At 31.3% G+C, this 3987-nt stretch carries 6 protein-coding genes and 4 pseudogenes; all 10 read left to right on the top strand.

Annotated features, from left to right (window positions below; translation table 11 throughout):
• Positions 1-167: 167 nt before the first annotated feature.
• A pseudogene (locus GQ590_RS12785) lies at positions 168-341 on the top strand (RHS repeat-associated core domain-containing protein); the annotation flags it as partial.
• Between the two features lie 34 nt (positions 342-375).
• Complete coding sequence (locus GQ590_RS11715; protein WP_237397882.1) at positions 376-780, top strand: hypothetical protein; 405 nt, start codon at positions 376-378, stop codon at positions 778-780.
• 16 nt (positions 781-796) lie between these two features.
• Positions 797-1345: a hypothetical protein gene (locus GQ590_RS11710; protein ID WP_202112995.1), complete on the top strand. Its 549-nt coding sequence runs from the start codon at positions 797-799 to the stop codon at positions 1343-1345.
• A 110-nt stretch (positions 1346-1455) separates the two neighbouring features.
• On the top strand, positions 1456-2082 hold the full coding sequence (locus GQ590_RS11705; protein ID WP_160409216.1) for an RHS repeat-associated core domain-containing protein: 627 nt from the start codon (positions 1456-1458) through the stop codon (positions 2080-2082).
• Positions 2070-2501, top strand: a complete 432-nt coding sequence (locus GQ590_RS11700; protein ID WP_091123199.1) for a hypothetical protein — start codon at positions 2070-2072, stop codon at positions 2499-2501. Before GQ590_RS11705 ends, GQ590_RS11700 begins: the two co-directional genes overlap by 13 nt.
• A 76-nt stretch (positions 2502-2577) precedes the next feature.
• Positions 2578-2751 (top strand): annotated as a pseudogene (locus GQ590_RS12740) (RHS repeat-associated core domain-containing protein); the annotation flags it as partial.
• 3 nt (positions 2752-2754) lie between these two features.
• Positions 2755-3084, top strand: coding sequence for a hypothetical protein (locus tag GQ590_RS12410; protein WP_237397880.1), 330 nt, complete (start codon positions 2755-2757; stop codon positions 3082-3084).
• Position 3085: 1 nt separating this feature from the next.
• The gene (locus GQ590_RS11690; RefSeq protein WP_160409214.1) at positions 3086-3397 is read left to right on the top strand and encodes a hypothetical protein; all 312 of its coding nucleotides are present in this window, start codon (positions 3086-3088) and stop codon (positions 3395-3397) included.
• 180 nt (positions 3398-3577) lie between these two features.
• Positions 3578-3805 (top strand): annotated as a pseudogene (locus tag GQ590_RS12735) (RHS repeat-associated core domain-containing protein); the annotation flags it as partial.
• Positions 3806-3838: 33 nt separating this feature from the next.
• Positions 3839-3955, top strand: a pseudogene (locus GQ590_RS11680) (transposase); the annotation flags it as partial.
• Positions 3956-3987 lie beyond the last annotated feature (32 nt).

The raw sequence follows: 3987 nt of genomic DNA, 5'->3' as shown, positions 1-3987 counted from the left end.
TGTTGGACCACCCCGAACCGGTCGAAAACCTGACCACTTGGGTTTATGAGGAAGGAAGTTTAGTACCCACCGCAAAGCTATGCGAAGGCAAGTCCTACTCGATTGTATCGGACTATTTGGGCCGTCCCGCGCAGGCCTATGATGATAAAGGAGAACTGGTTTGGCAGGTGGAATTTGACATCTATGGCAGAATACGGGAAGATACCTTTAACAATCAGCCGTTTATTCCGTTCCGGCAACCGGGGCAGTATGAGGATGTAGAAACGGGGCTTTATTATAATCGGTTTAGGTATTATAATCCTGAAACCGGCTTATATATTAGCCAAGATCCGATAAAACTAGCAGGTAATAACCCGAATTTTTATGCGTATGTGCATGATAGTAATGCTTGGGTGGATCCGTTTTGGGTTGGATGTTTATGGACTTTATACTACTGCCGACGGTTGGTATCCTGTACATACGAAAGGGCAACCACAGCCAACTTCATATGTATTTATGAAAAAAGAAGAGTTATATAAAATTGGAGAATCTAAAAATTCGGCAAACCGTTATTCTACAACAGCTTTAGATGAAGCAAGAATAAACAAATCAGGAGCTAAGTCCGTTGCAGTAGATGCTAATGGTAAAGTTATACAAGGGCAAACGGCTGGACTAAGAATGGACTTTTTTGACCAAGGAGGTACTAAGCAGGCTGACCGCTTATTAGAAAATCAATTATTAGAAAATTATAAAAAACAAAATGGCGGTAATTTACCTGCTGGTAACAAAACGTGTCATTAAAAAAAAACAATAACTTATGGGTACTTTTTTAAAAATAACTTATGAATCAAGATACGCTGGGGATTTTGAAAATAATGTAAAACAAATAAAGGTTGCAAGATATATAATTGACAATCTAAATAATATGATGTGGCAAGAGTCCATATCCAATCAATTGCAAAAAATAGATAAACATCATACATCGTTAAGCATTATTTTAAGATTGTTCGATATAAAAGATATTGAAGAAGGTAAATTAAAATCTTACGCTAGGTATAAGAAAAAGGAAGATAAACTTATAATAGACCAAATGCTTGTTTTGAATGAATATGTAAATTTTCAAGAGGACGAAATGCGTATCAAACTCTGTGATGATATTTTTATTTATTTAAAAGAGATGTTGATAAAATACAAAGACCGCTTTCAGGATTTTGATGCTATTGCTTTTATTACCTTATTGGAAGAGCAAATCAAAAAAATAAAAAATAACGAGTTTGAAGATAATTTTTACGAAACCGAATCTTATACTATGTTAAAGCAAGCTGAAGAGATAAAGAAAAATATAAACAATAAACTCAATTCTTAAAGTTTCAATTAGCATAACAAAAAGAATAGAAAAACCACTTTGTGTGAAGCAGTTTCTTTGTGTCAAAATGTAATAGTCTTTACTTAATCTGATATTTAAGTTGTTTTAAAATCTATTTAGACGGGCTTTATTATAATCAGTTCCGATATTACGACAGTAATACAGGAACTTATATAAGCCAAGATCCCATAAGGTTCGAAGGGAATAATCCGAATTTTTATGCGTATGTACATGATAGCAATGCTTGGGTGGATCCGTTTGGGTTAAGTGGGGTATTAACTATATTCTCAGACTCCCCAAATGGAGATCCTATAGGGCATGCTTTCATTGGTGTTACTGAGAATGGAAAAACAACTTATATAGGTCAATGGCCAGGAACAGCTGATAATATAGGATTTGAAAAAGGAGACCTTCCAAGACTATTTTTCTCTAAAATGGAGGGTACATTAGTAAGTCCAGATACCTCTCATTTAAGAAGTTCTGAATTAACCTCTATATCATTCGATTTAGATGATATGCAAATGTCTAATTTAAAAAAGTATGTTGATAATTTTGATGTTGAAAATGGAACAAAAGGATATAATTTGCGTAATAGACAATGTGCAAGTTTTGCGTATGGTGCATCTCAAGCAGCAGGTATAAAAGAAATGAAAATGCCTTGGTATAAATGGATTACGCCCGCTTCATTAGCTAAAAAAATAAATTCATTAAAACCTAAAATAAAATGTCCAAGTTAATTTCAATAATAATTTTTTTAATAATATATTTATTAATTATGTTCTCATTTTCTAAACCTAAGTTTTATATAAAATCCTATCAATATGATAAGGGTTACGATTCTTTTACATTAAAAATTTTTTCTGAGGTTAAAGAAAAAAAGTGTGGCTTTATTAATATTTCAAAAGAACATGTAACTTTTCAATATTATTATAATTTTAATAATTCAAAAAAAGGTGCTGTATCTGTAAAAGATATTATTTTTGATTATAAGAATAGTCAATTTCTAATAATAAATAAGGTAAATAATGATAAAATATTAAGTATTAATTGCAAAGAAGATATATATATCAAAGCAAATAATTATTTAATAGAAAAGAAGAAACAATTTAAAGATGAGAGTTTTAAATCTAGTTTAGATATTTTTTTAAATAGGTAACAATTAATAAAAGCTGAAGAGTAGAAATAAACAAGTCAACTTTTTAAAGTTATTTTTTTAAGAAGATAAGTTTTCCATACCCTCCAGGCAACTAGGGCAGTATGAGGATGTAGAAACAGGGCTTTATTATAATCGGTTTAGGTATTATAACCCTGAAACCAGTTTATATATTAGCCAAGATCCCATAAAACTGGCGGGTAACAACCCGAATTTTTATGCGTATACGTTTGATTCAAATACGCAAGTTGACCCGTTGGGGTTGGATCCTGTTAATTGGACTCCTCATGGATTTAAGCACTTTCCACCAAAAAATAAATCTTGGGCTGAAATAGTAAAATCAACTAAAAATGGACCAGCAAAATATATTCCAGGGATAGATGTAGAAAATTTAGAACGAACAATTTGGAAAGAAGGAACTCCTGTAACTAACGGAAAAAATTGGAAGGTTATGGAATTCAATGATATTATTGGAGCATCAGAAGGAAAACCTACAAATTTTGTTCGTGTAGAAAATAGTGGAAATACAATTCATGGGCACCCAATATCAAAAAGCGAATTTAAAAAATTAACAAAATGTAAGTAATATGGACTTTAAAAATGTATTAGGAAAAAGTACAGGAATCATTACTTATGATAATTTTAGTACTTTGGATGTTTCTTCAGGTATAAAAGGGAATATAGATAATTTAAAAGAGGATTTGTTACAAATAGAATATCATAATAATTTGATTCTAGATTTGGGTTGGTATCCTTCGTTTAATAAAAAAGGTGCTTTTTCTATTAGTATAATCAAAGATTTTGATTGGGAAAACCCTATCAAAGTACAAAAATGCAAATCATTTGAAGAATTAGAAAATTTTATTACTGAATTTATAAATTATTGTAATAATTATTAACCAACTAAAAGCTCAACTAAATGTTGAGCTTTTATATTTATATCTTTGTTGTGTTTTTATGAGAGAAGAGACTGTACATATAGAAATTAAAATACAAGAAAAAACATTACAAGATTGGTTAGTTTTAATAAGTGTTTTCGAGTAAAAATATGATATAGAATATTGTAATACAATCGGTTTAGGTATTACGACAGTAATACAGGAACTTATATAAGCCAAGATCCCATAAAACTGGCGGGGAACAACCCGAATTTTTATGCGTATGTGCATGATAGTAATGCTTGGGTGGATCCGTTTGGGTTAAGTCCTAACCCCGTTGATAGATTTCCGTCTTGGATGCAGACAAAACAAGGGTATCAAAAACATCACATTGTAACTGCCCCCCAAAATAGCACAACAAAAAAGTAGAAAATTCTCTATGATAAAAGTAAAGGGGATTTAATTATGAAAAAAATAACTGAACACCAAATTGTATCGATATTAAAAGAAGCAGAAGCAGGTATTGCCGTTAAAGAACTGTGTCGTAAATATGGCATGGGCAACTCGACTTTTTATAAATAGCGAGAAAAATACGGCGGAATGGAAAGCTC

The organism is Gilliamella sp. Lep-s35 (assembly GCF_009795845.1).
Classification (GTDB): domain Bacteria; phylum Pseudomonadota; class Gammaproteobacteria; order Enterobacterales; family Orbaceae; genus Gilliamella.
The sequence above is the reverse complement of the archived record's forward strand: the minus strand, read 5'-3'. Positions and strand labels throughout refer to the sequence as shown.

Bases quoted from the DNA above. Each gene is read 5' to 3' on its own strand.
- GQ590_RS11690 (WP_160409214.1), top strand. From the start codon at position 3,086: ATGGACTTTAAAAATGTATTAGGAAAAAGTACAGGAATCATTACTTAT.
- GQ590_RS11700 (WP_091123199.1), top strand. From the start codon at position 2,070: ATGTCCAAGTTAATTTCAATAATAATTTTTTTAATAATATATTTATTA.
- GQ590_RS11715 (WP_237397882.1), top strand. From the start codon at position 376: ATGATAGTAATGCTTGGGTGGATCCGTTTTGGGTTGGATGTTTATGGA.
- GQ590_RS11710 (WP_202112995.1), top strand. From the start codon at position 797: ATGGGTACTTTTTTAAAAATAACTTATGAATCAAGATACGCTGGGGAT.